At 69.2% G+C, this 25,991-nt stretch carries 20 protein-coding genes and 1 pseudogene; 3 read left to right on the top strand and 18 right to left on the bottom strand.

Features of this window, described 5'->3' with window-relative positions; translation table 11 throughout:
- Window positions 1–67 precede the first annotated feature (67 nt).
- From EV192_RS35105 to sucC, 3 genes and pseudogenes are all read right to left on the bottom strand, one after another.
- Window positions 68–1,600 (bottom strand): aldehyde dehydrogenase family protein, encoded by a 1,533-nt coding sequence (locus EV192_RS35105; protein ID WP_132122888.1) that lies wholly within the window; start codon window positions 1,598–1,600, stop codon window positions 68–70.
- An 8-nt stretch (window positions 1,601–1,608) separates the two neighbouring features.
- Window positions 1,609–2,337 carry a succinate--CoA ligase subunit alpha gene (locus EV192_RS35100; protein WP_132122887.1) on the bottom strand — a complete coding sequence of 243 codons (729 nt, stop codon included), beginning with the start codon at window positions 2,335–2,337 and terminating at the stop codon, window positions 1,609–1,611.
- Window position 2,338: 1 nt separating this feature from the next.
- Window positions 2,339–3,534, bottom strand: a pseudogene (gene sucC, locus EV192_RS35095) (ADP-forming succinate--CoA ligase subunit beta).
- Window positions 3,535–3,569: 35 nt separating this feature from the next.
- Between sucC and EV192_RS35090 the strand changes: the two are divergent.
- The gene (locus EV192_RS35090; protein ID WP_132122886.1) at window positions 3,570–4,904 is read left to right on the top strand and encodes an MFS transporter; all 1,335 of its coding nucleotides are present in this window, start codon (window positions 3,570–3,572) and stop codon (window positions 4,902–4,904) included.
- Window positions 4,901–5,638: a GntR family transcriptional regulator gene (locus tag EV192_RS35085; protein WP_132122885.1), complete on the top strand. Its 738-nt coding sequence runs from the start codon at window positions 4,901–4,903 to the stop codon at window positions 5,636–5,638. Before EV192_RS35090 ends, EV192_RS35085 begins: the two co-directional genes overlap by 4 nt.
- 31 nt (window positions 5,639–5,669) lie before the next feature.
- On the opposite strand, the gene EV192_RS35080 is transcribed toward EV192_RS35085, so the two are convergent.
- The 14 genes from EV192_RS35080 to EV192_RS35015 form a co-directional block, all read right to left on the bottom strand.
- Entirely contained in the window at window positions 5,670–7,049 is a 1,380-nt protein-coding gene (locus EV192_RS35080; RefSeq protein WP_132122884.1) for an OFA family MFS transporter, read from the bottom strand.
- 416 nt (window positions 7,050–7,465) lie between these two features.
- The gene (locus EV192_RS35075; RefSeq protein ID WP_132122883.1) at window positions 7,466–8,512 is read right to left on the bottom strand and encodes a PucR family transcriptional regulator; all 1,047 of its coding nucleotides are present in this window, start codon (window positions 8,510–8,512) and stop codon (window positions 7,466–7,468) included.
- A gap of 45 nt (window positions 8,513–8,557) precedes the next feature.
- Window positions 8,558–10,054, bottom strand: coding sequence for a helix-turn-helix domain-containing protein (locus EV192_RS35070; protein ID WP_243727265.1), 1,497 nt, complete (start codon window positions 10,052–10,054; stop codon window positions 8,558–8,560).
- On the bottom strand, window positions 10,051–11,103 hold the full coding sequence (locus EV192_RS35065) for a DUF917 domain-containing protein (protein ID WP_132122882.1): 1,053 nt from the start codon (window positions 11,101–11,103) through the stop codon (window positions 10,051–10,053). The genes EV192_RS35070 and EV192_RS35065 overlap by 4 nt, the downstream gene beginning before the upstream one ends.
- A 43-nt stretch (window positions 11,104–11,146) precedes the next feature.
- Window positions 11,147–11,866 carry an SDR family oxidoreductase gene (locus EV192_RS35060; protein ID WP_132122881.1) on the bottom strand — a complete coding sequence of 240 codons (720 nt, stop codon included), beginning with the start codon at window positions 11,864–11,866 and terminating at the stop codon, window positions 11,147–11,149.
- A 69-nt stretch (window positions 11,867–11,935) separates the two neighbouring features.
- Window positions 11,936–13,033, bottom strand: a complete 1,098-nt coding sequence (locus EV192_RS35055; RefSeq protein ID WP_132122880.1) for a DUF917 domain-containing protein — start codon at window positions 13,031–13,033, stop codon at window positions 11,936–11,938.
- The gene (locus EV192_RS35050; RefSeq protein ID WP_132122879.1) at window positions 13,030–14,091 is read right to left on the bottom strand and encodes a DUF917 domain-containing protein; all 1,062 of its coding nucleotides are present in this window, start codon (window positions 14,089–14,091) and stop codon (window positions 13,030–13,032) included. Before EV192_RS35050 ends, EV192_RS35055 begins: the two co-directional genes overlap by 4 nt.
- Before the next feature lie 3 nt (window positions 14,092–14,094).
- Entirely contained in the window at window positions 14,095–15,636 is a 1,542-nt protein-coding gene (locus EV192_RS35045; protein ID WP_132122878.1) for a hydantoinase/oxoprolinase N-terminal domain-containing protein, read from the bottom strand.
- Window positions 15,637–15,651: 15 nt separating this feature from the next.
- The gene (locus tag EV192_RS35040) at window positions 15,652–16,968 is read right to left on the bottom strand and encodes a purine-cytosine permease family protein (protein ID WP_132122877.1); all 1,317 of its coding nucleotides are present in this window, start codon (window positions 16,966–16,968) and stop codon (window positions 15,652–15,654) included.
- A gap of 117 nt (window positions 16,969–17,085) precedes the next feature.
- Entirely contained in the window at window positions 17,086–19,227 is a 2,142-nt protein-coding gene (locus EV192_RS35035) for an acetate--CoA ligase family protein (protein WP_132122876.1), read from the bottom strand.
- Window positions 19,228–19,231: 4 nt separating this feature from the next.
- On the bottom strand, window positions 19,232–20,461 hold the full coding sequence (frc, locus tag EV192_RS35030) for a formyl-CoA transferase (RefSeq protein ID WP_132122875.1): 1,230 nt from the start codon (window positions 20,459–20,461) through the stop codon (window positions 19,232–19,234).
- 25 nt (window positions 20,462–20,486) lie between these two features.
- Window positions 20,487–22,199: a thiamine pyrophosphate-binding protein gene (locus EV192_RS35025; protein WP_132122874.1), complete on the bottom strand. Its 1,713-nt coding sequence runs from the start codon at window positions 22,197–22,199 to the stop codon at window positions 20,487–20,489.
- Between the two features lie 83 nt (window positions 22,200–22,282).
- Window positions 22,283–22,528, bottom strand: a complete 246-nt coding sequence (locus EV192_RS35020) for a DUF6457 domain-containing protein (RefSeq protein ID WP_132122873.1) — start codon at window positions 22,526–22,528, stop codon at window positions 22,283–22,285.
- Complete coding sequence (locus EV192_RS35015) at window positions 22,525–24,198, bottom strand: selenocysteine-specific translation elongation factor (protein WP_243727264.1); 1,674 nt, start codon at window positions 24,196–24,198, stop codon at window positions 22,525–22,527. Before EV192_RS35015 ends, EV192_RS35020 begins: the two co-directional genes overlap by 4 nt.
- Before the next feature lie 106 nt (window positions 24,199–24,304).
- Here EV192_RS35015 and EV192_RS35010 point away from each other — a divergent pair, with 106 nt between their 5' ends.
- Window positions 24,305–25,276, top strand: coding sequence for a 2-dehydropantoate 2-reductase (locus EV192_RS35010; protein ID WP_132122871.1), 972 nt, complete (start codon window positions 24,305–24,307; stop codon window positions 25,274–25,276).
- Here the strand turns inward: EV192_RS35010 and EV192_RS35005 are convergent.
- Window positions 25,273–25,866 carry a GNAT family N-acetyltransferase gene (locus EV192_RS35005; protein WP_132122870.1) on the bottom strand — a complete coding sequence of 198 codons (594 nt, stop codon included), beginning with the start codon at window positions 25,864–25,866 and terminating at the stop codon, window positions 25,273–25,275. The two genes, EV192_RS35010 and EV192_RS35005, sit on opposite strands and share 4 nt — an antisense overlap.
- Between the last annotated feature and the right edge of the window lie 125 nt (window positions 25,867–25,991).

Here is a 25,991-nt window from a genome sequence, read left to right as displayed (position 1 = left end):
TCGTAGATCCACGCCGAAAGTCCTTATCACACAACGGATTGCAATATCGTGCCCGAAAGGGCGGCGGTCAGGGGTGAAGTGTGTAGTTCGGGAAGTTGCCGGGCAGCCGTTCGTCAGCGGGCCCCTCGGTGACGGCCCGGACCAACAACTCACCACCCACGTACGCGCCCCGCCAGGAAGCACCGAACCCGCCGAACAGTTCGTCCCGGTCACCGCGCGACCGCGGTACGTTCACGCCGACCTTGAACGCGCGCACCTCGTCCGCCAACCGCTTGGCCGTCCGCTCCTCGTCGCACGAGATCGTTGCCACCAAAGCACCATTGCTGGCGTTCATGGCCGCGAGCAACTCGGCCTCGGTGTCCACGACGACGATCGTGTCGACCGGACCGAACGGCTCGGCGTGGAACAACGGCGACGACCGCGGCGGGTTGAACAACGCCACCGGTGGACTGTATGCACTGGTGTCCTGGCCGGGCAGGAAATGTCCGTCCGTCAACGTACCGTGGTACAGCGGGACGGCGCCGCGGTGGACGGCCTCGGCGACCTGGTCGGCCAGTTCCTTCGCCTTGGCCGCGTTGATCACCGGACCGAAGTCCAGCGACGGCAACGGGTCGTCGGGCGCGGCGACCGCGAGCGGGTGGCCGAACTGGATCGACCGAACGGCCGGCAGGTACGCGGCAAGGAACTGGTCGAACAGGCCCCGCTGCACGATGAACCGCGGGTACGCGGTGCAGCGCTGTTTGGCGTAGTCGAACGTCTTGCGGATCTGGCCGGACAGCGTGTCCCAGTCGCCGTACTCCCACACGCCCCAGCAGTTCAGGCCCTCCTGCTCGAGAATGTGCCGCTTGCCGAGGTCGGCCAGGGACCCGGCGATCTGCCCGCCGACGTCCCGTCCGCCCACAAAGGACACACAGCCGATGCCGGGGTCCCGGACGAGCACCGCGGACAGCTCGCCGCCGCTGCCGCTGACCAGCGTCACCGGCAGTCCCTCGCGGGCGGCCAGCGCGGTCGCCAGGGTGAGGCAGCACAGCCCGCCGTCGGTGGGTGTCTTGGCGATCGCGCCGTTGCCAGCCAGGACCTGCACGAGCATGGCGTGCGCCAGGACGCTCATCGGGTAGTTCCAGCTGGCGATGTTGCTGACCGGGCCGGCGAGCGGGGTGCGGCCGGCGAGCATCCGGTCGATTTCGTCGACATACCACCGGACCCCGTCGATGCAGCGGTCCACGTCGGCCATGGCCAGCCGCCACGGCTTGCCGATCTCCCACACCAGCAGCATGCCGAGCAGCTCGCGATGCTCGGTCCAGGCGTCCAGCACCGCGTTCACCCGGGATTTTCGTTCCGGCAGGGCGACCTCGCGCCAGGCTCGGTGCGCGTCGACGGCCGACCGGACGGCTGACTCGGCGGTCTGCGCGTCGAGCCGCGGCGGGCCTTGGATGGCGGAGCCGTCGACCGGTGAGGTCGCCGATCCGGGCTGGCCGTCGTGCCGCCAGCTTCCACCCCAGTAGTTGGCCACGCGGTCGGCCGCGAAGGCCTCCGGCGCCGCCTCGATGCACCGGGCGAACGTGTCCGCCCAGCTGGTGCCTGGCTTGAGGATCGCCATTCCGTCCCCTAAAGCAGTTGTCGGGCAAGGGTCGCGGTCTCGCTCGGGGTCCTGCTGACCCACACCCCGGCGGCTTCTAGAGCATCCTTTTTGGCCACCGCGGTACCGGCCGAGCCTGCGACGATAGCACCCGTGTGGCCCATGGTTTTGCCTTCTGGAGCGGTAAAGCCGGCGACATAGCCGACAACCGGCTTGGTCACATTGTCCTTGACGAACGCGGCCGCGCGTTCCTCGGCGTCCCCGCCGATCTCGCCGATCAGCACGATCAGCTCGGTGTCCGGGTCGTCTTGGAACGCCTTGAACGCGTCGATGTGCGTGGTGCCGATGACCGAGTCGCCGCCGATGCCCGCCGCGGTCGAGAAGCCGATGTCCCTCCGCGTCCGGTTGCCGGCGGCGACGGCGTGCGCCCAGAAGTACACTGAGTCGTGGACCGGGATGCCTTCGGTGATCACGACCGCGAGGCCGATCTCGGCGTCGATCGCGGCCGCCCTGGCGAACTTCGGCGGAACGAAGATCACGGTCGTGTCGGCGCCCGTGTCCGCCATCGCCTTGGCCACACTGTCGTACACCGGCAGGTCTGTCCCTCCGATGTGGACGGTCTGACCGCCCTTGCCGGGGGTGACACCGCCGGTCACGTTGGTGCCGGCGGCGAGCATGCGTGCGGTGTGCCCGCGTCCTTCGGAGCCAGTCATGCCCTGCACGATGACGCGGCTGTCGGCGTTGATGAAGATCGCCACGTCACACCTCTGTGCAGATGCTCGACCCGGCAAGCAGGTCTTCGGCTAGTTCGGCCGCCCGGTCGGCAGCCTCGTCCATGGTGTCCACCAAGCGGACGGTCGGCAGCGCGGCCTCCGCGAGGATACGACGACCTTCCGCCCCGTTGTTACCGTCCAACCGCACCACAATATTGATGCTCGACCCCGCAAGCGGATCTTCGGAAGGCTTGTCCACTCTGCCAACAGACCGCACAGCCGTCACAATCCCATTGGCGACGGCGTCACACGCTGTGATACCGCCGAACACGTTCACGAACACACTGCGGACGTCCGGGTCGGACAGTACGATCCGCAGCCCGTTCGCCATCACGTCGGCCGACGCGCCGCCGCCGATGTCGAGGAAGTTGGCAGGCCGGACGCCGCCGTGCCGCTCGCCCACCAGCGCCATCACGTCCAAAGTGGACATCACGAGCCCGGCGCCGTTGCCGATGATCCCGACCTGCCCGGCCAGTTTGACGTAGTTGAGGTCCTTCGCCCTGGCCGCGGCTTCAAGGGAGTCCTCGACGTCCACGAGGTCCGCGCGCCTGGGGTGCCGGAACGTCGCGTTGTCGTCCATGGTGACCTTGGCGTCCAGCGCCATGATCTCGCCGCGCGAGTCCTGAATCAGCGGGTTCATTTCGACCACCGTGGCCTCCTCGGCAGTGAATACTGTCTACAGCTGGACGATCACCGGCGCCGCACGGTCGGGGAGCCCGGCGGACGCACAGATCTCGCGCGCCTTGGCCAGGCCTACTCCCGCGATCGGGTCGACCGGGATCCGTTCCGCCGAGTCCGGGGTCTCCTCGATGTCCACGCCACCGGACGCCGACGCGAGGGCGAGGAACGTCCGACTGGCCCGGTCCAGCAGGAAGGCGAAGGAGAACTCCCGCTCGATCTCGGCGGCCGGGGTAACCATCACCTTGCGTACCAGGTGACCCTTGATGTCCAGGCCGAGAACGGCCTTGGCGGTCGCGGCCACCGCTTCGGTGGTGGCGGCGACTTTCACCCCACCCGCCTTGCCGCGCCCGCCTACTTTCACCTGCGCCTGATCACCACGGGCAGGCCGAGGATCCGCGCGGCGACGACGGCGTCCGTCGGCGAGGTGACGACCCGTTGCGGGCCTGTCGGAACACCGTGTCTGGCGAAGAGTTCTTTGACTTGATACTCATACAGGTCCATATTGTAGACTGTATTCAGTATGGAGGGAGAAGACAATGGCCCTGCGCGACTGCTTCGGACGTGAATACCAGGTCGGCCCGGCGCCGGCGGCGCTCTTGGGGCGGTCACGGGAGTCGATGGCCTGGCTCCCGTGGGCCGCGATGGCCGTCACCGGGGTGTCGCAGTACGCCTTCGGTTCCCTGGTCCCCCGGCTGACCGAGCGAGGCTGGTCGGCGACCGGGACGTTGTGGCTCCTGGCGGTCTGGACGGTGTTCCAGGCCTGCGCCGGCTTCCCCACCGCGTACCTGCGAGACCGCCGCACGCGAGGACACAGTTTGCTGGGACCGCGCACGGTGATGGTGCTCGGCGCCGCGCTGCAGGTGGTCGGGCTGGTGTCGTTGGCGCACTTCACGTCGCTGCCGTTCGCCCTGGTGGGGTACTCGGTACTCGGCGGTACCGGCGCCGGCCTCGTCTACGCCACGAGTACGTCCACAGTGGCCAACTGGCACCCGGACCGGATGGCCGCCCGGGGCAGTTTCGTGACCGGCGCGTTCGCCTATGGCGCGGTGCCGTTCGCGGTCGCGTTCCTGTTCACACCCGTGCCGCTGGCGTTGGACGTGACCGCGGCCGTGGTCGGGATCGTCGTGGCCGGCGCCGGCCTGTCCTTCCGTGACCCGCCGCCGAACTGGTGGCCACCGGACGTCGACCCGCGGGCGTGGGCGACGGACCGCAGGCCCAGGCCGGTACGGCAGTTCTCGTTCACGGAGGCGCTCCGGACCGGGGTCCTTCCGGTGATGTATGTGGTTCTGCTGGCGGCGAGCGCGGTGTCGCTGTTCACCGTCACGTTCTTCGCGACACTCGGCTTGAGCATGGGCGTGGCGGTGGTCGCGGTGGGCACCGCGATCTTGTTGGGCGCCAACGGGCTTGGTCGCTCGATGGCGATCCAACTGGCCGAGCGCGTCGGCCGGCGGCGCGCGATCGGCGCGGTCCTGGCCGCGCAGGCCGCGGGTCAGGTGTGCCTGGCCGGAGCCGCGTCCGCGCATTCCACAGTTTTGTTGCTGTTCGCCGCGATTCTGGCGGGTGTCGGTGGCGGGGCCTGCTACCCGCTGTTCGCCGCCCTGGCCCGCGAGTACTTCGGCGAACGGGACGTCGCCAGGACCCACGCCGTGGTGTACAGCGCCAAGGCCGTCGGGGGTGTCGTTGGTGTTGGACTGGCGGCGTTCGCGGTACCGTCATGGGGTTTTCCAGGAGTCTTTCTCGTCGCCGCGACAATCGCTCTCACGTCGGCGATACTGGCCACCCGGCTGCGACGCCCAGGGCACGTGGCCACGTTGCCTATAATGTATGTTGTAGACACAACAACACTTCAGGGTTCGGGAGGAGCACCATGAGCGAGCCCGCGGCGCCGCTTCCTGAGCCGGTCTCAGGCGGGCGACGGAGCGGCCGTGGCGCGTTGAGCGGTACCGCCAGCCAACGGGTCGAGCGGCCCGCCCCGCTGCGCGAAGCCGTCCACACCGCACTGATCGAGCTGATCATCAACGGCACCCTGCAGCCCGGCCAGCACCTGGTCGAACTGGAACTGGCGCAGTACCTCGGGGTCAGCCGGCAGCCGGTGCGGGAAGCGTTGCAGCGGCTGCAAACCGAGGGCTGGGTGGACCTGCGTCCGGCGCAGGGAGCGTTCGTGCACACGCCGACCGAGGAGGAGGCCGACCAGTTGCTGTCGGTCCGCTCGGTGCTGGAGACATACTCCGCCAGACTGGCCGCCGAACACGCCACCGAGGCGGACATGGAGCATCTGCAGCAACTGCACGACAACGGTGTCCAGGCGATGCTCGCCGACGACGCCGAGGGCATGGTCGCCGCGAACGCCGCGTTGCACACGTTCATCACCCGGATGTCCCGCAACGAGGTGCTGGCCGAGCACGTCGCGTTGGTCGACCGGCGAGTCCGGTGGTACTACCGGCCGATCGCCCGCCCCCGCGGCCGCGACGCGTGGGCCGAACACGCCGAACTGATCAGGGCGATCGGCCAGCACGACGCCGACTTGGCCAGCATGATCATGAACCGGCACACCGAACGCACCCGGCAGGCCTACCACGACCAGCGGGCCGCCGAGTCCTCGTGAGTGGTCCGGCGGACCACTCACGAGGGTTTTCTCAGGGAGCGACGGCCATCCCGCCCGCGGCGGCAGGTGCCTCGGCGGGTTGGTCGACTTCCTTGGGCCGGCCCGGCTGTTTCAGGAACAACGTCAGGCCGGCCGACAGTAACGCGATACACCCGGCGAGGATGTACGCACCGGTGTAGCCCCACGCCGTGACCACCGCGGACGCGACACCACCGCCACCGACGCCGCCGACCAGCTTCGCGCTGTACACGGCGCCGTAGTTGGAGGCGTTGTAGTTCTCACCGAAGTAGTCCGGCACCAGCGCGGCGAACAGCGGGTAGAACGCGCCGCCGCCGAAGCCGTTGATGAACGCGAACACCATGAACAGCCACAGGTTGCCGGACTTGCCCCCGTACAGCACGCCGAACTGGGCCAGCGCGGCGATCAGCAGCACCAGGGTGAGCGTCTGGCGGCGGCCGATCTTGTCCGACAGCCAGCCGACCAGGCCCCGGCCGACCCCGTTGACCGCGGCCAGCACACCGGCCGACGACGCCGCCACGAACGGTCCAAACCCGCTGGCTTTCGCGAACGGCACCTGGAAGTTGATGCCGAACAGGGACACGCCGCCGATGATCACCAGGCAGACCCACATCAGCGGCAGCATCCCGGTCCGGAACGCTTCCTTCGGCGTGAACTGCTTCACCGCGGGCGGGTTCTTCGACAACGCGCCCGCCTTGCGCTTGCCGGCGCCGTTCCAGGTCAGCGGGTCGACCGCGGCCGGCCACCAGTTCTTCGGCGGATCCTTGAACAGGAACCCGCAGATCCCCACGACCAGCAGCATGTACAGGCCGATCAGGTCGAACACGAGCGAGAAGTTCGACGGGTGGAACCAGTAGCTGAACACGAAGATGAACGGGATCGTGCCGTAGGCGAACCCGCCGTTCACGAAGCCGGTCCGGGCGCCCCGCTTCTCCGGGTACCACTTGCCGACCATGTTGATGCAGGTCGCGTACACCAGGCCGGCGCCGGTGCCGCCGAGCACCGCGTAGCCGATGAACGCCAGGACAAGGTTCCCGCTGTGCGCGACGGTGAAGTAGCCGATCCCCGCGCACACCGCGCCGGCCAGCATGGCCGTCCGCGCCGAGATCAGGCCCTTCTCACGCAGCCGGCCGGCCGGGAACGCGACACCGGCCTGGAACACCACCCAGATGCTGGCCAGCCAGAACGCGTCGCCCTGCGACCAGCCGTGCACCTTCTCGATGGTCGATACGGCGGCGCCCCACCCGTATTCGAAAACACTCACCGCCATCATCGCGATCCAGGGCAGGAACACCATCCACGCCCTGGAGCGGCCCATGATGTCCCGCGGGCTCTCGCCCACCCGGTACACCCGGCCGTTCGAATCCGTCAACTCTTGGACACTGGTCGTCATGCAAGCCTCTCCAGACCGACTACCCGAATCGGATTGGTCAGTTCTCGGACCGGGAACGGCACGCGCCGCTCCCGGCCTGCCCACGACCGCAGGCCGGCGAAGCGGACCGGTATCGCTTGTCCGCCAACGCCAAGCGCGGTGTCACCCGAGCTGGCGCGGCACCGCGACCCGGCCTCATGTCCAGCTTGTAGACTGCATACTGAATGGGGCCTCGCTCGATAGTGGCCCTCATCACCCTGAGATGTCCAGATGGACACCACAGGAATTCCGGATAGTTCCGGATAGTTACGGAAACCGCCGAAAACGGACGCAGAGTCACCTCTGGCGTCGCTCACTGTCGAACGTATACACCATTCTGACTACCCAGTGAAGTCGCCTTCATCGTTCACGCAAACCGGTCGCGACATCGCGCGCATTCAGTCGTCTCGGCCGTCGTCGAGCAGTCGCCACGCGGTCAGGGCGAGCCTGGCCCGCACGAGTCCGGTCGGCTCGGTGAGCTCGATGCCCAGGGCCTTGCCGATCTGGTCGAGCCGGCGGGCGACGCTGCTGTGGTGCAGGTGCAACAGGTCGGCGGCGCGGCGCAGGGAACCGGCCGCGCAGTAGACGTCCAGGGTCGCCAGATCATCGGCGCTACCGGCCAGTCGGGCGATCGCGGCCACGTCCGCGTTGTCCCGCGCGACTTCTGGAGGCACCTGGGCGAGCAACGCCAGCGCCCCCAGACTGTCGTAGTGGACGACCGACTGGCGTGCGGTGGTGAAGCGCAGCGCGGTACGGGCTTCCCGCCAGGACCTGTCGGGGCGTCCGGCGGCGCCGATGCCCGCACGCACGCCGTCCGGAAACCCGGCCGGGTCCAACGTGGTGGCCAGGATGACGCCAACGTCGGCGACGGGCGCCGCCTTCACCGGACGGGCCGGGCAGACCAGGCCGCCGATCTGGTCGAGCGGGAGCCGCGACCGGACGGCGGCGACCCGGACCGGCACGTCGGCGGCGAAACCCAGCAGCCGCAGCGCCCGGTCCCTGGCGGCGTCGTCGCTGCCGGCGCTGATCACCAGCTCGACCAGCGCGGGGTCGGCCATGGTGGTGCGGGCCGGGCCGTACCGCTCGACGACCGCCGCGACGGCGATGACGAGCCGGTCCAGCAGCATCTCGTCGAGCGGGCTGGGGGACGCGGGGCGTTCCAGCCACGCGGCGCCGATCTCCTCGTCGTCGAGGGTCACCGGCACCGTGGTGGACGCGGGTTGCTGCGGGGCGGACGTTTCCTTGCCGTCGGACGAGAAGCGGATCGTCCGGCCGGTGCCGTGCAGCCGAATCCCGACCACGCACTCGGCCAGGCCCGCCGAGGCGCGGGCGAGCGCCGGGAGATCCACCCGCCGGCGGATCAGCGTGTCGTAGAACATGACGACCCGGATCGCGCCTTCGACCTGCGAGTCCAGCTGCGACAACCGTTCCGCCAGTGCCTCCATGACCGGAGGATACGCGCGGGTCGGTGCGTGATCAGGGCACCGGAGTCACCCGGCCACGCGGCAGGCCAGGTGCAGAGCCAGGCGTTCGTCGCGTTGGGTCAGGTCGACACCGAGCAGGCCTTCAACGCGTTCGATCCGTGCCGAAACGGTGTTTCGGTGGACACCCAGTGCGGCCGCGGTCTCCGTGATCGACGATTCCGCGTCCAGGTACACCGCCAAGGTCCGGACAAGGTCGCCAGGCTGTCCGCGCAATGGCGCGAGCAGGGCGCGGGCGGCGGGTTCGAAGGTGTCGGTCCGCGTCCACTCCAGCAGCAGCTGTGCCATGCCGAGCTGGTCGACGTGCAGGAAGTGGCCGCTCTCCGGCCGGGTCGCGGCCAGTTTCGCGGCGTCCGTGGCCTCGGCGACCGTGCTCGCCAACCCCTCCGGCCGTGGATGCGGTCGCCCCACACCCATGTACGCGCTCACGGTGTCACGCAGCCTGCGTTGCGCGGCGCGCAGGCGCGCGGCCACATCATGTACCTGCGCGGCCGTGGGTTCCTGGTTGAACGTGCTCCACGCGGTCCAACCATCACCGTGCTCGACGACGGCCGCGTCGATCCCCTCGGCCCGCAACGCCCGGCCCACATCGGGTTCGCGCGTCAGCACGTCCACGCCGGGCCGGGCGCCGATCCGGATGCCCACGTGCCATCCGCCCAGCCGCCACCCCTCGTTCGCGACCCGCGCCCGCAGGTCGGCCGAGGGTTCGCCGTCCAGCCGCAGCAGGTCGCCGAGCAGCGCTGACCGGGCCCGCGCGTCCCGTTCCCGGTCGATCCGGTTGGTCAGCAACCACCGCTCGACCGCGTCCGACCCGACCGCGAGTGCCGGCGGCACAACGTCCGCACGAGCCGCCGCGTCGCCGCGCAATTCGGTCGCCAACCACAGCGCCGGGCGCCCGGCCGGATGCGCCAACAACACCCCGTCGTCGAGCGGAACTCGTTGCGGGACAACACGTTCCAGTCGCAGGCCGGTAGTGTCGGAGACCTCCCCCGCCAACGGTTCGCCCCGGTCGTCGAGCAACGCGACCGGCGCCCGCAACAGCGCTCGAAGCGTGCTGACAACGACGTCCGGCGGCCGTAGCCGGCCACTGAGCCGTCCGTGGACGGCGAGTACCAAAGTCGCCCGGTCCAGGTCCGGGCTGGCCAGCAGCAGCCGCGCGGCGATCACCAGGTCGAGCGGGACAGCGGTGGTCACAAGCAGGGGAACACCCAGCCGATCGGCCAACAAGAGCGTGCTCCGCAACGGCTCCCCCGGCGCTGAGATCAAGACACCCGCGCCGTCGGCGTCGGCGATTCGACGGAGCAGGGTGTCGATCCGCCAGTCAGTGGGCGCCACAGGTTCGGTCACCACGGCGAGTTCACCGGCGGCGACCGGGCGGTCGTCGCCGGGGGTTAGCATCGGCCGCACGGACCGCACCGGGCGTGCGGTGCCTGTCGCGCCGCCCAGCACCCGGACTGAGTCGGCCCATTCCGGCAGGGTCAGGATTCGCCGCACGTCCACTGTCACAGCAGCACCGGATCGCAGTCGATGTCATAGGCCCGGGGAGCCACAGCCGGCAGGTGCCGTGGGTCGGTCCAGAACTCGGCGGTTGGCAGGTGCAGCACAGCCACCTCGGTGCCTGCCCGGATCAGGTCGCACGAGATCGGCACGCCCGTCCGGCGGTCGACCACGGTCAGAATGTCCGGTGTGGACGCGGTCACCGCGCCGTCCCGGATCGCCAGGAGGTATTCGTTCTCCATTTCCAGTCGCAGCAACGCTTGTGTGCCGTGGTCGGCCACGACCACGCTCCCCCGGCCGAACGTCGGCTGGCCGTGCCGACCCACGCCCGGTCGACGCGACACCTCCATGACCCGGCCTTCGGCGAGCACCCGCCCGCCCACCTCGGTCACGAACGCCGTCGGGTGCGCCAACGCTCGGCGACCGAGGTCGATCGCGTGGGTGACTGTATTCGGCATCGAACAGCCAGGCAGGTCACGCACGGGAATCGGGGGCAACGCGAACGCCGCCCACCCGCCGGCGCTGGTGAGGAACGCGCGAGCGGTGCGTTCCACGTCCGACGCGGAGCCCTGCGCCAGCACGAGCACCTGCCCGCTCGGTTCGGCGAGCGCCGCCGGGGTGACATCGCGGCCGGCGGCGGCGAGCGACAGCTGGTCCAGCCGGGGCAGGCCGCGGCCGGCGAGGTCCGCGTCGACCACGGGCAACCCGAGGTCGCAGCCGACGACCAGCGGGATCACCCCGTTCATCCCGCCGATCTCGATCGACACCACACTGTCGGCCGTGGTTCCGGTCCACCGCTCCACGGCGGCGACCGCGGCACCGAACTCGGCCCCACTGGGCAGTTTCTCCGAGAACACGGCGGTGGCACCGACGACACCGACCGGAACGACCCTGGCCTCGGCCGGCAGTTCGGCAAGGTCGAGGACGACGACATCGCGGCCGGCCGCGAGCCGTTGGCGCAGGAGCAACGCCCCCAGTCCGCCGTAACCGCCACCGCCCGACCCCAACAGGGAGACGCCCCGCTCCAGTGCGGCGACGTCGTGCGTGTCGATGCGCATGCCGACAGCGTGCCCGAAAACCGCCGGCACAGCCCGGCCCGACTCACCGAAACGTGTAACCACCGTCCGGATACAACGTGGAGCCGGTGGTGTACCCGTTGGTGAGCAGGTACAGCACGGCATCGGCCACTTCGGACTCGCGGCCGAGCCGGTGCAGCAAGGTGGCCCGCCGGTACTGGTCGAACGCGGCCTCCCGCTGCGCCGCCGGCCGGGTCGACCACAGGTTGCCGTCGATGGTGCCCGGCGCGACCACGTTCACCCGGACCGGCGCGAGCTCCACCGCCAAGCCACGGCCGAGCCCCTCGATCGCGGCGTTGCACGCCACGTACGCGGGCGCCGGACCAGGCGGCCGGACACTCGCCGCGCCGGACATGAGCACGATCGACGCGTCCGCGGACAGCTTCGCGGCGGCGTGCTTGACGGCGTGGTACTGGCCCCAGAACTTCGACACGAACGGGCTGGCCGCGTCCTCGTCGGACAGTTCGCGCATGGGCCCGACCCGGTAGGACGCGCCCGGCGTGAACAGGTGGTCCACCCGGTCGATGCCGGCGAAGAACCCGGCCAGGGACGCCTGCTGGGTGCTGTCGACGGCCCGCCAGGTCGCCGCGGGGCCCAGTTCCTCCGCCGCTTTGGTGAGCGTCGCCACCGACCTGCCGCCCAGCACGACCCGGGCGCCGGCGGCCACCGCTTGGCGAGCCACTGCCAGGCCGATCCCGGACCCGCCGCCGATGATCACCAGGGTGCGATCCGCAGCGCCGCGCACCTTCCATTCTCGCGAACGCTCAGGAACTCGACGCCGAGTTCCTGAGCGTCCCGATACGTGTCCGTCTGGTCACGCATTGATCTCCTCCACCGGCCGGAACTCGTACGGCAGCCCGAACGCGGCTGGGCCGAATGTAGCCAACGCTTCGGGTGTGCGCATCAGGTCAGGGGTGGAGATGCCGATCACGGTCACCCGTTGGCCGTACCGCAGGGTCTCGGTGGTGATCGGCTCGGCCCGTTCGGAGTCCAGCACACAGACGAGGTCCGGCACCACGCACCGGACCTCGTCATCCACCAGTGCCACCAGATTCTCGTTCTGGAACAACACTTCCAGCTTGTGCCCGCCGTCGAAGGACACCGCACCCGCCCGGCCGCGCGCGAACCCGGCCTCGGTACGCCGTTCGACGTCCGAGATCTTGCCGCGGAACAACACGCGCATGTGCCCGTACAGCGTGTCGCCCAACACGGACCCGAGGTGCGCTATCGGGTCTTCGTGGTTCGAGCGGGCTTCGCGGATCGCTTTGCCGACCGTATGGGCGAGGGTGAGCGTGCGTGGAATGGCCGTACGCTTGACCTCCGAGCCGGACATCGCGTACTCGGCGATGTGCGCGACCCCGCCGAGCCGGATCGTCACACCGCGGGCCAGCCATTCCATTCGCCGGTTGTCAGTGCCGGTGTCGATCACCGTTGTCTCACCGCGTTCGCCCGCGATGGCCATTGGCGACCCAGGGACGCCGTACACCCCGAACGTCTCCATGTGCAGTTCCGGGAAGGCGCGGCCCATGCCGTCCGCGTCCACCACGGGCAGGCCCGTGCGGGCGCCGACCACCAGCGGGATCATCGAGTTGATCCCGCCGCACTCGATCGGCATGGTCGCCGCGGCCCGCCTGCCCAGCCGGGCCTCCAGCGCCCGCAGCGCGGTGACGGCCTCGGTGCCCGCCGGGATCTTCTCGAACACGACAGTGGGCGCGCCCATCTGCGCGGTCGGGATGACCAGACTGTCGTCGTCCACTTCAGACGGGTCCAGCACGGTGACCGGACCGTGTTCCCTGATCGCGGCTCGCACCAGCAGACGGCCGACGTACGGGTCGCCGCCACCACCGGTGCCCAGCACGGCGGCGCCTCTGGCCAGGTCGGCGAGATGGTCCTCGGTCAGCAACCAGCTCATCCGCGCACCGGCTCGTGGTCGTAACCGAAGTAACGCGGCCCCGCCAGTTCGAGCCCGGCCGGGGTGTGCCAACGCGGGTCGGAGGGCGCCGAGATCACGGCGACCCGCTGCCCGAACCGCAACGCCTCGGTCGTGATGGCCTTGCCAGTCTCACGGTCGAGCACGCAGATCAGGTCCGGCACCGACGCCACCACAGTACCGTCCACTTCGGCCACCAGGTGTTCGTTCTGGAAGCGCAGCAACAGGTTCCCCACGTACCCGTCCATACCGGCCAGCTCGGCCGTGCCGACGGCGAAACCGGTCGACGTACGGCGGCTGACGTCGACCACCTTGCCCGAGAACAGCCGACGTCCGCCCAACCGGGTCACGATGGCGTCCACCGGGTCGCTGTGCTCGGCACGAGCCTCGCGCACCAGCGCGCCGAGCTCGCCACATAGGCTCAACGTGCCGGGCACGAGCGAGTCACGCGCCTGCGTGCCCGTCATCGCGTACGTGCTGATCATCGCCGAACAGCCCATCTCCACGGTCGCGGTCCTTGCCAGCCGTTCGGCCCACCTATTGTCGACTGTATCCAGTATCCCGTGGTTGCCTTTCTCGTCCGCGATGGACATCGGTGTGGCCCGGATCCCGTACAGGGTCGGCAACACCATCTGGATCTCGGGGAACGCCCGACCCATACCGTCCGCGTCCACCAACGGCAGGCCGAGCTGCGCGGCGGCGACCACGGGAATCAACGAGTTCACCCCGCCTGCCTCGGCGCACGCGATGTGCGTCAGCTCGCGGCCCAGGTACTTGGCCAGCGCGACGGCCGCCTGCGCGGCCTGTTCGACGGACGGCACCTTCTCCACCATCACGGTCGGCGCGCCCATCATCGCCACAGGCATCACCGTGGCGTCCGGTGGGACTTCGTCCAACGGCACCATCGAAACCGTGCCGTACGCGCGCAGCGCGGCCCCGGCGAGCAGGCGGCCGATGTGCGGGTCCCCGCCGCCACCGGTGCCCAGGACAGCCGCACCCGTCGCGATGTCGTCCACATCGGACAGCGTGATCTCCCGCACGGTTCAGCTCCCCAGTCGCAGTTCGCCGACGGCCTTCACCCGGATCCGGGTGGCGTTGCCCGGCAGGTACGGAATCGGCACCTCGTCGAAGTCCACAATGGACACACTGGCCGGGCTGGCGCCGGCGGCCACCGCCCGGTCCACCGCCTCCTGTTTGGCCTCGTCGACTACAGTCTCCCGGCGGCCCGGTTCGACCGCATACACCCGGTCCACCTCACCGCCGATCTGTGCGATCGCAGCGCCGATCGCGTTGGCCACGGCGTAGTTCTCCGGCCGGTGCACCTGGCCCGCGCCGGTGAGTTCGTCCGGCAGCAACGCGGATCCGCCGCCGACCGCGACCACCGGCAACGGCTCGGCCGACGTACGCATCCGTTCTACCGCGTCAGACACATCCGACGCGATCCGGTCCAACGCGGTACGGACAAGCGAGGGGTCCAGGTGCGCGACCAGGCTGCGGTCGCCGATGTCGGCCCGGCCGGCGGCCACCGCGATATCCGTGGCGGTGAGCGTGTTCCCACCGAAGACCAGGGCTTTCGACGTCAGCTCGAAGCCGACCGAGTCCGGGCCCACGGTGTCACCGTCGTGGATCCGGCTGCCGCCGCCGAGGCCGATCGACAGCACGTCCGGCATCCGGAAGTTGGTCCGGATCCCGGCGACGTCCACGTCCGTGGTCGCCTCACGCGGGAACCCCTGCCGCAGCACGCCGACATCGGTGGTGGTGCCGCCGACGTCGACCACCGCGCATGTGTCCAAACCGGACAGTACGGCGGCGCCGCGCATCGAGTTCGTCGGCCCGGAGGCGAACGTGGCGACCGGGTAGCGGCGGGCGAAGTCGACGTCCATCAACGTGCCGTCGTTCTGGCTCAGGTACAGCGGCGCGGTGATGCCCGCCCCGGCGATCGCGCCGGCCAGGCCGTCCACGATGCCCGCGGCCAACTCCCGCAGGGCGGCGTTGATGACCGTGGCGTTCTCCCGTTCCAGCAGCCCGATCCGGCCGATCTCGTGGGACAGCGAGATGGCCACGGCCGGCAGCTCGGCCGCGATGATCTCGGCCGCCCGCGTCTCGAACTCCGCGTTCACCGGCGAGAACACCGACGTGATGGCGACGCTGCGGACGCCCGCGCGACCCATCTCGTCGGCGGCCTTGCGCAGCTCGGCCTCGTCGAGTTCGGCGATGTGCCTGCCGTCGAACTCATGCCCGCCATGACACAGGTAGCCACGGCCCGAGATCGCGTCGACCAGCCGCTGCGGCCAGTCCACCATCGGCGGCAGTGACGCACCCGCGGGCAGGCTGAGGCGGACGGCCGCGGTCGGCGCCAGCCGCCGGGCCTCCACCAGGGCGTTGATGAAGTGGGTGGTGCCGATCATCACCGCGCGCACGTCGGCGGGGACGAACGGCCGCTGCCGTTGTAGACCGTCTACAGCAGCCACAATGCCGCTGGTGACGTCTTCAGTCGTGCTGGTCTTCACCGCGGCGAGCACCGCGCGGTCGTCCAGCAGCACGGCGTCGGTGTTCGTACCGCCCACGTCGATGCCGATACGCACTCTGTCTCCTTTGTTTCAGACCGAAACAGGCTCTGCTGTACGACTCACACCGACTCCGCGCACGAGGCCGAGCCGTCCGGCGATCACATACAGCACGAACGCCAGCACGAGCGAGTTGATGCTGCCGAGTCCCACTTCGACGAACTTGCCGAACAACGCGGCGGCCAGCCAGATGACGAGCGTGGCGGGCACCCATGTGGGCGCGGTCGGCGGTACGGTCCCCGTCGCGCGGGACGTCTCCAGGTCGCCCCGCCAGCGCCGGACCACGAAGTACTCGGCGACCATGATCCCGGCGATCGGCGGGAACGCCACCCCGAGCACGGTCAGGAACTCGATGAACTGGTCCAGGATCCCGGCCGCGGCAAGCACGCTGCCCACGACGCCGACCACGGCCGTGGCGACACCACGGTTCACGCGCCTGCCGAACACCGTGCCGACGAACGTCACCAGGCCAAGCCCGGACGAGTACAGGTTCCAGTCGTTGATCTTGACCGTGCCGGCGACGACCACCAGGATGCCCACCCAGCCCACCGACGACGTGACGATGGTGGTGATGTCCGGCGACCGCACCGCGTGCGCGAGCAGCACACCGGCCAGGCCGATGGCGTACTCGCCGAGCGTGATCCCCAGCAGTGTCTGCTTGACGACGTCCGCCGCGGACCGGTTGAACCGGGTCATGTCCGGCGTGATCACGGCACCCACGATGAACCCGCCCGCGACCAGCGTGGTGCCCTGCAACAGGGTCAGTTGCGGCCCGGCCGGCGCGGACGCGACCAGGCCACCGAGGTCGTGCCGGGACAGCTCGGTGATGATCGACCAGCCGACCAGGATCAGGAACGCGGGCACAGTGACGTATGCGGTCCACGTCATGGAGTGGAACCCACGCAGCACGATCGCGGTGACCAGCAGGCCGAACACCAGTGACCACGCCCACGCCGGCAGCCCGCCCACCAGCAACGCCAGCCCTTGCGCGGATACTGCCGACTGTATGCCGAACCACCCGATCAGGCTGATCCCGATGGCCAGCCCGATCAGCGCCGACCCGGCCCGCCCGAACCCGGTCCACCGGGCGAGCATCGACGTGGACAGTCCCTCCCGGACCCCCATGATCCCGACGAAGATCGCGACGACCTCAAGAATGACCGCGCCCAGGGTGAGCGCGAGGAAGGCGTCCCAGAACTTCATGCCGAAGCCGAGCGTGGCGCCGAGCAGGAACTGGCTGAGCGCGGAGATCTGACCGAACCGCTGTACCGCGACCGACCACCACGAATACCGCGCGCCTAAGGGAACTCTTGTCGTGGCAAAGTCGTCAACGCCGACGGACGACGCCATGGTGACCTCCCGCTACAGCTGGCCCCTGTATAAGGGCTACCGTATGCGCCGGTCACCGGCTCGTCAGTGTGCAAAGCGCCCAGTCAACGGCCGCCGACTGTGCACAATGCCCAGCTATCACCTCGGGAGTTTCAGCAGGCCCGCCGCGCGAGCCCAGCGGTACTTGGCGCCGAGCACGGCGACGGGCTTCTCAGTGGTGTACGGGTACGCCACGATCCGTCGCTCGTAGAGGTACTCGGAGGCGCGTTCCACCTCGACGTCACCGGCCAGCGAGGCGACCACCGGCTTGTCGATCCCCTTGGCCCGGGCCGCCGCCACGACCCGGGCCGTCACCTCGGCGAACACCATCGGCGGGGTGACGATGGTGTGCCAGTAGCCGAGGATCAACGCGTGGATCCGCGGGTCTTCCAGACCCAGTCGGATGGTCGCCTCGTACGTGGACGGTGGTTCGCCGCCGGTGATGTCGATCGGGTTGCCGGCCGCGCCGAACGGCGGGATGAACTTGCGGAACGCCTCGTCCAGGTCCGGCGGGATGTCCATCAAGGACAGTCCTTCGGTGACCACGGCGTCGGACAGCAGCACGCCCGAGCCGCCGGCGCCGGTGATGATCACGACGTTCTCGCCTTGTGGGGTGGGCAGCAGGGGCACGCCACGGGCGTACTCCAGCATGTCGTTGAGACCAGGCGCGCGGATGACGCCGGCCTGCTTGAGGATGTCGTCGTAAACCTTGTCGTCGCCGGCCAGGGCGCCGGTGTGCGAGCTGGCCGCCCGCGCGCCCATGGCCGTGCGGCCGGCCTTGAGGACGATGATCGGCTTCTTCCTGATCGTGCGCTGAGCGGCTTCGACGAACGCGCGGCCGTCCTTGAGGTCTTCCAGGTGCATGGCGACGACGTTGGTGTTGTCGTCCTGCTCGAAGTACGTGATCAGGTCGTCCTCGTCCACGTCCGCCTTGTTGCCCAGGCCGACGATCGCGGACACACCCATCTTGGTGGACCGGGCGAACCCGAGGATGGCCATGCCGATGCCGCCGCTCTGCGACGACAGCGCCACGCCGCCCTTGACGTCATACGGTGTACAGAATGTCGCACACAGGTTCTGCGGGGTGTAGTAGTAGCCGTAGATGTTCGGGCCGAGCATCCGGATGCCGCGCCGCTGCCCGATCTCCACGATCCGCTCCTGCAGTTCGTGGTTCCCGGTCTCGCCGAAGCCGGACGGGATCAGCACCGCCGCCGGCACGTTCTTGTCGCCGCACTCCTCCAGCGCGGCGGGCACGAACTTGGCCGGGATCGCGAACACGGCCACGTCGACGTCACCCGGCACGGCCGTGATCGACGGATACGCCTTCTTGCCGAGGATCTCGTCGGCCTTCGGGTTGATCGGGTGGATCTCGCCCGCGAAGCCGCCGTTGATCAGGTTCTTCATCACCGAGTTGCCGATCTTGCCGGTCTCGGCGGACGCACCGATCACGGCCACCGACTTCGGGTTCATCAGCCGCGTCATCACGCGCAGGATCTCGTCCGGTGCGATGCGCCTGCGCTCCTGCACAGGACCGGTGGACAGGATGATCCGCACGTCCGCGGCAACCGCGCCGGACGCGCTGGCAAACACCGGGTTCAGGTCGAACTCGGCGATCTCCGGGAAGTCCGACACCAGCTCGGACACCCGGCGGATCACGTTCGCGAGGACGTCGGCGTCCACCGGTTCGGCACCGCGCGCGCCCTTGAGCACCTCGGCCGCGGCGATTCCGTCCACCATGGACAACGCTTCCGCCTGGTCCAGCGGGGCTAACCGGAACGTGATGTCCTTGAGCACCTCCACCAGCACGCCACCGAGACCGAACGCGACGACCTTGCCGAATGTCGGGTCGGTGGTGGCGCCGATGATGACCTCATAGCCGCCGCCGACCATCTGCTGCACCTGTACGCCATTGATCACGGCGTCACTGTTGTACTTCTTGGCATTCGCGACGATCGTATCGAATCCGGATCGAATGTCTTCTACAGAAGACACTCCGACGAGGACACCGCCGGCCTCGGTTTTGTGCAGGATGTCCGGTGAGACGATCTTCAACACGACCGGGAGGCCGATCTCCTCGGCCAACACGAGAGCCTCGTCCGCAGTGGTCGCCAACCCCTCGCCGGGTGTCGGAATACTGTATGCGTCGCACACGCGCTTGCCCTCAGGCGCGGTCAGCGCCTCCCGGCCCTCAGCCCGCGCCTTGCCCAAGATCTCCCGGACGGTCTCGGCGTCGTAAGTCATGAGATCAGATCACTCCGTTCGCGGCGAGCTCAGCCAGCTCCGCTTCGGCGACACCCAGCTCGTGGACGTAGATGTCCTTGTTGTGCTCGCCCAGCAGCGGCGAACGGTCGACTTCGGCGGGCGAGTCGGACAGCTTGATCGGCATGCCGACCGTGGTGAACTCGCCGCGCTCCGGATGCGGCACCTGAACGACCATCTCGTTGGCGCGCAACGACTCATCGGCCACTATCTCCTGAGTGGACAGAATCGGTCCACAGGGGATGTTGTGACTGTTCAGCGCGGCAAGCACATCCCACTTGCCGTGGTTGCTCGACCAGTCCTCGATCAGCTGGAACAGCTTGTCCAGCTTGTCCAGCCGGGCCGCCGGGGTGGCCCACTCGGGGTCCTCGGCCAGTTCCGGCCGGCCGATCAGCTGGGTGATCGGCCCCCACCCGATCGGCTGGACGATCACGTACACGTAGTCGTTCGGGCCGCCGGGCGCGCACTTGACCGCCCAGCCGGGCTGGCCGCCGCCGGAGGCGTTGCCGGACCGTGGAACCGTGTCGCCGAACTCCTTGTTCGGGTACTCCTTCAACGGACCGTGCGCCAGCCGCTGCTGGTCGCGCAGCTTGACCCGGCACAGGTTCAGCACCGCGTGCTGCATCGCCACGGTCACCCGCTGGCCGCGCCCGGTCTGTTCACGTTGGAACAACGCGGCCAGAATGCCGGCCACGACGTGCATTCCGGTGCCGGAGTCGCCGATCTGGGCGCCGGTCGCGAGCGGCGGGCCGTCGTCGAAACCGGTGGTGCTCATCGAGCCGCCCATGGCCTGCGCGACGACCTCGTACGCCTTGTAGTGCGTGTACGGGCCTTCGCCGAACCCCTTGATGGACGCGTAGACGAGGCGCGGGTTCAGTTCCCGCAGCTTCTCCCAGGGGAAGCCCATCCGGTCGACCGCGCCGGGGCCGAAGTTCTCCACCATCACGTCGAACTTGCCGATCATGTCGACGAACAGCTGCTTGCCGCGCTCGCTCTTCATGTTCAGCGTGATACTGCGCTTGTTGCAGTTGAGCATGGTGAAGTACAGACTGTCCACATTGGGCAGATCGCGCAGCTGCCCACGGGTGATGTCCCCGGTCGGCGCCTCCACCTTGACCACGTCCGCACCGAGCCAGGCCAGGATCTGGGTGGCCGAGGGCCCGGACTGCACGTGTGTGAAGTCCAGCACGCGGATGCCGTCGAGTGCCTTGCCCATCTCGCTCTCCTATGTGTCCGTGGTCCTATTTGTACATTGTCTGGTTCATCGTGCCCGGGGCGTAGACCTCCGGGTCGACCCAGACGTTGATCAGGGACGGTTTGCCGGACTCCCGGGCCCGGCGCAGCGCGGGACCGATGTCCTGGGGATCGCGCACTTCCTCGCCGTAACCGCCGAGCATCTTGGCGAACTCGCTGTAACGGACGTCGCCGAGCGTGTTGCCGACCCGGCCGCGGCCCTCGCCGTACTTGGCGATCTGGCCGTACCGGATCTGGTTCATCGACGAGTTGTTCCCGACGACGCCCACGAACGGCAGGTTGAACCGGACGAGTGTCTCGAAGTCCCAGCCTGTCAACGAGAACGCGCCGTCGCCGAACAGCGCGACGACCTCCTTGTCCGGCCGGGCGTACTTGGCGGCCATCACAAAGGGGACGCCGACCCCCAGTGTCCCCAGTGGACCGGGGTCCATCCAGTGGCCGGGCGACTTGGGCTGCACGACCTGGCCGGAGAACGTGACGATGTCGCCGCCGTCGCCGATGTAGATGGAGTCCTCGGTGAGGAACTCGTTGATCTCGTGCACCAGCCGGTACGGGTCGATCGGGCTGGCGTCGGACAGCTGGCGCGGCAGGCGTTTCTGGTACGCCGCGTCCTCAACGCCCCGCAGCTCCTCCAGCCATGCCTTGCGGTTCGCCGCGCCCGTGCTGGTCCGGCCGGACGTAGCCTGGGTGACCGCGGCGAGCACCGCGCCGGCGTCGCCGACGATGCCGAGGTCGACGTCCCGGTTCTTGCCGACCGTACGGTAGTCCAGGTCGATCTGCACGACCGTGGCCGACGCCGAAAGCCTTTTGCCGTAACCCATCCGGAAGTCGAACGGGGTGCCGACGATGATGATCAGGTCGGCGTTCTGGAACGCGTACCGGCGCGCCAGCTGCAGGTGGTGCGGGTCGCCGGGCGGCAGGGTGCCCCGGCCGGAGCCGTTCATGAACGCCGGGATGTTCAGGGTGCGAACGAAGTCGATGGCGTCGTCACTGCCGCGCGTCGTCCAGACCTGGCTGCCCAGCAGCACGCACGGCTTCTCGGAGTGTGCGATCAGGTCGGCCAGGCGCTCGATGTCCGCGGGGTCGCCGACCGACCGGGTGGAGGCGCGGTAGCGGCCCGTCTCGGGGACACGGGCCTTGGCCAGCGGGACGCGTCCGTCGAGGATGTCGCGCGGGATCTCCAGGAACGACGGCCCAGGGGCGCCGTTGAAGCACTCGCGGAACGCCATGGACACCAGGTCCGCGACGCGTTCGGTGTGCGGGACGGTCGCGGCGAACTTGGTGATCGGGGCCATCATGTCGACGTGCGGCAGGTCCTGCAGTGAGCCCATCTTGTGCTGGCTCAACGCACCCTGGCCGCCGATCAGCAGCATCGGGCTCTCCGCGCGCAGGGCGTTCGCGACGCCGGTGACCGCGTCGGTCGTGCCTGGGCCGGCGGTGACGACCGCGCAGCCGGGCTTGCCGGTGATCCGCGCGTAGCCGTCGGCCGCGTGCGCCGCCACCTGCTCGTGCCGTACGTCGACGACCTCGATGCCCTCGTCGACGCAGCCGTCGTAGATGTCGATGATGTGGCCGCCGCACAGGGTGAAGATGACGTCGACGCCCTCCGCCCTCAGCGCCTTCGCCACGAGGTGACCACCGGAGATCATCTCGGGCTCAGCGGCCTCGCTGTCGGGCACGACTTGGGCCGGTTGTGCCATCTGTGGTCATCTCCTCGATCTTCTGGATACTGCATACCGTATGGACGTCATAGTGCATGCGTTCCCGTCCGCTGTCCAGAGCCTCAGTCCCGCCAGTCGACCCCGCGCCAGCGCTCCACCAGGGCGGACACCCGCGTAACCGCCTCGACCAGCGACATACCGCGGCCGACCGCGATCCCGACCAGGTAGAACGTGAGTGGCGCGGCGGCCCCGCAGACGTCCCGCGCCACATATCTCGACAACGTGAGGACCTTCGCCGTGTCCAACTCCATGGCCGGCACACCCAGTTCGGCGGCGGCGAGGTCGGTCCACTCGGTGATCACGTTCATTCCCGCCATCCCTTCAGCCGCCGTTGGCTGGTGTCGAGCCGCTCGGTCACCCCCTGGACGTCGAGCAGTTCAAGCAGTGGCACGGCCACCCGCCGGCTGGTGCGCAACACAGTGCGGACCTCGGCCACGGTGAACCGTTCGGGCAGGTCGCGCAGGGCGGCCGCGGCCAGGTCGACGGCCTCCGGCCGGAGGTACACGCCGTCGGCGAGGCAGATCAGGATCCCCCGGGCCACCGCCGAGTCGAGCCGTCTCGCGGTGAGCCCCAACTCGTTCAGCCTGGGTCGTTCGGGCGCGGCGAACGGGTCAAGCGCGAGCGCATCGCATACAGTCTCCAGCGCGTCCCGTGGCCCGATGACCAACCGACCGGCGAGCATCCGGACACCGAGGCCGCGCGAGGCCCGCGCCAACGGCTCGACCAGTCGCCGGTCAGGCAGGCCAAGCGCTTGCGCCGCAAGGGGTTTCGGCATGGCCGGGTCGTCCGGATGGGTGCCGGCGTAGTCCTGCACGGCGGCCAGCAGCGCGCCGCGTAACTTCTGGAACCGGTCGGGGTCGAACAGCCAATCCCCCACTGAAGGCGCGCGCGGGACGGTACAGCCCATGGCCACCAGGTCACTCTTGCGGACCATGCCGCGCCGCCGTAACTCCGCCAGACCGTCCGTGGTGATGTCGCGTTTGGACAGTTCGACGGCACGGTCGACGACCGCGTCCGTCCGTAGGACCGGAGGCAGGATGTCCAGCACGGTCACCCCCGCGATCACGCGGTGCCTCGCGGGGTCGCGCAGCAGGCCGGAATCCCCGATCCGCAACGGCAAAGCGGACTCGAGCGTCAACCGGGCGACCGCCGGCCCGAGATGACGGACCCGCGCTGCGACCGCCGCCGACCCGACGTGCAGGACCAGTTCCCGCGCGGGCATGCCGGACCGGTCGAGCGTGCTCAGCCGCACGTCGATCACGGACACGAACCGCCACCGGCCGACACTCACCAGCGCCTGGCCGGGACGGACCCGGCGGCGGTCGCCGCCGCCCAAACTGACCGCGACCCGGCCGGCGGCGGGCACCTCGGAGGTGGACCGGCCGAGCCATTCGAGCGACTCGACCTTGACCCGTCGCCCGGTCGGCGCCACCACGAGTTCGTCGCCGGTATGCAATGTGCCGGCGGGCAGCGTGCCGGTGACGGACGTGCCGGTGGCCTCGTCCACCCAGAGCCGGACGACCGCGTCCGGGTCGGGCGGCGGCATCCGGTCGGCGAGCCGGTCCACGGCTTGGCGTAAGTCGTCGATACCTTGGCCGGTAAGGGAACTGACGATGACCGGCTCGGCCTCGGCGAGGCTGGTGCCGGCCAGTTCGGCACGGGCCCGGCGTAACGCGGGCAGCGGGTCGGCCAGGTCGCTGCGGGTGATCACCAGCAGGCCGTGCCGGATGGCGAGCGCCTGGAGAGCGGCCAGGTGCTCGCCGGACTGGGGCAGCCAGCCCGCGTCGGCGGCGACCACGAACAGCACCGCGGACACCGGGCACAACCCGGTGATGGTCGAGTCGGCCGGCATGTCGACGAGTTCGACCATGCGTCCGGACGGCAGGGCGGTCCACGCCGAGCCGGCGACCGGCGGCATCCCGGTGAGGCGGTGCACCAGTGTGGACTTGCCGCTCTCGGCGTGGCCGGCTGTGGCCATCACCCACATCGCTCTCGCCTACCCACCGGGCACTCCTCGACGCCGTTGACCGAAGATACGTAAACAGTATACTGAATACACTATCGACGCAAGAACGGAGCCGCCTGTGAGAGTCGCTGTTCTTGGCGCCGGTGCCATCGGCGCGTATGTCGGAGCCGGGCTCCACCGAGCTGGAGTCGAGGTCTCCCTGATCGCCCGCGGACCCCATCTGCGGGCGATCAAGGCGTCGGGACTCAGGGTGCTCAGTCCCCGCGGGGACTTCGAGGTGCGCCCGTACGCAACCGACGACCCGGAGGAAGTGGGCCCGGTCGACCACGTCTTCCTCGGACTCAAAGCCAACCAGTACGCCACGGCCGGACCGATGGTCCAGCCGTTGCTGCACGAGACGACCACGCTCATCACGGCCCAGAACGGCATCCCGTACTGGTACTTCCACGGCCTGCCCGGACCGTGGGCGGACCACCGGATCGAGAGCGTGGACCCGGACGGCGCGGTCAGCCGGGCGCTGCCCGTCGAACGTGCCGTCGGCTGCGTGGTCTACGCGGCGACCGAGATCGAACAGCCCGGAGTGATCCGGCACCTGGAGGGCACCCGCTTCTCCATCGGCGAACCGGACCGGTCCGTGTCGGCGCGGTGCCGGGAGTTCGCCGACGCCATGGTGGCCGGCGGCCTCAAGTGCCCGGTCGAGCCGGACCTGCGCGACGACATCTGGATCAAGCTGATGGGCAACATCGCGTTCAACCCGATCAGCGCGCTGTCCCGGGCCACCATGGCCGCGATCTGCGAACACCACGCCGCCCGCCAGTTGGTGACGCGGATGATGCGCGAGACCCTGGAGGTCGCCGCCCGGGTGGGGTCCCGCCCGGAGATCTCGATCGAGCGCAGGCTGGCCGGCGCGGAACGGATCGGCGACCACAGGACGTCCACCCTGCAGGACCTGGAGAAGGGCAAGCCGCTGGAACTGGACGTGATCACCAACGCGGTGGTCGAACTGGCCGACCTGACCGGCGCCGACGTGCCCACCCTGCGCGCGATCGCCGCCGTGGCCGATCTCCTCAACGAGACGCGCAGGGGCTAGAACCGCGCGCCGAAGATGATGAAGTCGTCCGTCGCGGTCAGTTCGGTCAGGCCGAGATGGCGGTAGAAGCCGATCGCCCGGGTGTTGCGGGCCCAGACCCCCAGGTGCACGCCTGGCGAGCCATGGGCCCGCAGCGCGGCGAACATCGTGTCCATGAACCGGACGCCGAGTCCTTCGCCCTGCATCCGGGCGACGATGTCGATGTGCAGGTGGGACGGGTGGCCCGGGTACGCCACGTCCGGCGGTGGCGGCGGGTTGTGGATGAGGTCAACCATCCGCCGGTCGTGCTCGCCGTACTCGCCGTCCAGCGGGTACCGGGCGCGCAACTTCGGCCACCACTCACGTTCCAGCGTCTCGCCGAAAGCCAGGGTGTCCAGGGCGCCGATGATGTAGCCGCCGACCCCGGCCCCATCTTCTGCGACGAACGCGAGGGACGGCTCGAAAATCGGGTAAGGCGCCGCGAAAATATGGCCGACGAGCTGCGGATCGTCGAACAGTTCAGTGCCGTCGCCGCCGTCGTCAGCCGTCTCGAGACAGACCTTGTACAGTGCGTCGGTGTCATCCGGCCGGGCCACTCTGATCTCGCTCACGTGCCCAACTTAGTTGACATGAATCCGACAGTTTCCACGATCTGCGAAATTTCTTCCGACTTGAGTCGTGGCACCGCCTGGCACAGTTCTTTTCGTCGGTTCAAACAGAAGCGCCCGACGTGGGA

The organism is Actinocrispum wychmicini (genome assembly GCF_004345645.1).
Classification (GTDB): domain Bacteria; phylum Actinomycetota; class Actinomycetes; order Mycobacteriales; family Pseudonocardiaceae; genus Kibdelosporangium; species Kibdelosporangium wychmicini.
This window is presented reverse-complemented; position numbering and strand designations above follow the sequence as displayed.

Excerpts from the sequence above, each read along its gene's own strand:
- EV192_RS35105 (WP_132122888.1), bottom strand. The coding sequence starts at position 1,600 with ATGGCGATCCTCAAGCCAGGCACCAGCTGGGCGGACACGTTCGCCCGG.
- EV192_RS35090 (WP_132122886.1), top strand. The coding sequence starts at position 3,570 with ATGGCCCTGCGCGACTGCTTCGGACGTGAATACCAGGTCGGCCCGGCG.
- EV192_RS35085 (WP_132122885.1), top strand. The coding sequence starts at position 4,901 with ATGAGCGAGCCCGCGGCGCCGCTTCCTGAGCCGGTCTCAGGCGGGCGA.
- EV192_RS35080 (WP_132122884.1), bottom strand. The coding sequence starts at position 7,049 with ATGACGACCAGTGTCCAAGAGTTGACGGATTCGAACGGCCGGGTGTAC.
- EV192_RS35075 (WP_132122883.1), bottom strand. The coding sequence starts at position 8,512 with ATGGAGGCACTGGCGGAACGGTTGTCGCAGCTGGACTCGCAGGTCGAA.
- EV192_RS35065 (WP_132122882.1), bottom strand. The coding sequence starts at position 11,103 with ATGCGCATCGACACGCACGACGTCGCCGCACTGGAGCGGGGCGTCTCC.
- EV192_RS35055 (WP_132122880.1), bottom strand. The coding sequence starts at position 13,033 with ATGAGCTGGTTGCTGACCGAGGACCATCTCGCCGACCTGGCCAGAGGC.
- EV192_RS35040 (WP_132122877.1), bottom strand. The coding sequence starts at position 16,968 with ATGGCGTCGTCCGTCGGCGTTGACGACTTTGCCACGACAAGAGTTCCC.
- EV192_RS35035 (WP_132122876.1), bottom strand. The coding sequence starts at position 19,227 with ATGACTTACGACGCCGAGACCGTCCGGGAGATCTTGGGCAAGGCGCGG.
- frc (WP_132122875.1), bottom strand. The coding sequence starts at position 20,461 with ATGGGCAAGGCACTCGACGGCATCCGCGTGCTGGACTTCACACACGTG.
- EV192_RS35025 (WP_132122874.1), bottom strand. The coding sequence starts at position 22,199 with ATGGCACAACCGGCCCAAGTCGTGCCCGACAGCGAGGCCGCTGAGCCC.
- EV192_RS35020 (WP_132122873.1), bottom strand. The coding sequence starts at position 22,528 with ATGAACGTGATCACCGAGTGGACCGACCTCGCCGCCGCCGAACTGGGT.
- EV192_RS35015 (WP_243727264.1), bottom strand. The coding sequence starts at position 24,198 with ATGGCCACAGCCGGCCACGCCGAGAGCGGCAAGTCCACACTGGTGCAC.